We start from the raw sequence: 360 nt of genomic DNA, 5'->3' as shown, positions 1-360 counted from the left end.
GGGTGTGTCTTTTTCATTGTCTCTTGAAGGATTTTCTTTTGGTTTGCTCCCATTTGTCTTTGGTTCTTCAGGCTCATCCCCTCCTTCCACAACAATACGCGGTGCCCTGACATCCCTTAACTGACTAATAGAGAGCGACCTTCTGCAATGGGAACACTGGTTTTTATTAGCCTCCACCCACTGCACAATACACGCCCTGTGAAATATCTGGCCACAACAGGGCGTTAACACACAGTCATCTTCCATTGAGTCCATACAGATCGGGCATTCCATATAGGCTGTCGCCCCAGTGGTGGTTCTGCCTTGTTCTGATGGTGCTGATGGTTCAGGCGCAGAAAAAAACACGGGCTCCAGCATTTC

General features: G+C 48.6%; 1 protein-coding gene. It reads right to left on the bottom strand.

Annotated features, from left to right (window positions below):
• A partial coding sequence (locus E1189_RS26060) for an RING finger protein (RefSeq protein ID WP_408014665.1) occupies positions 1-273 on the bottom strand: 273 nt, incomplete at its 3' end.
• Between the last annotated feature and the right edge of the window lie 87 nt (positions 274-360).

The organism is Parendozoicomonas verongulae, from assembly GCF_009711465.1.
GTDB classification, from domain to species: domain Bacteria; phylum Pseudomonadota; class Gammaproteobacteria; order Pseudomonadales; family Endozoicomonadaceae; genus Sansalvadorimonas; species Sansalvadorimonas verongulae.
Note: the sequence above shows the minus strand (reverse complement) of the source record. Positions and strands in the feature narration are given on the sequence as shown.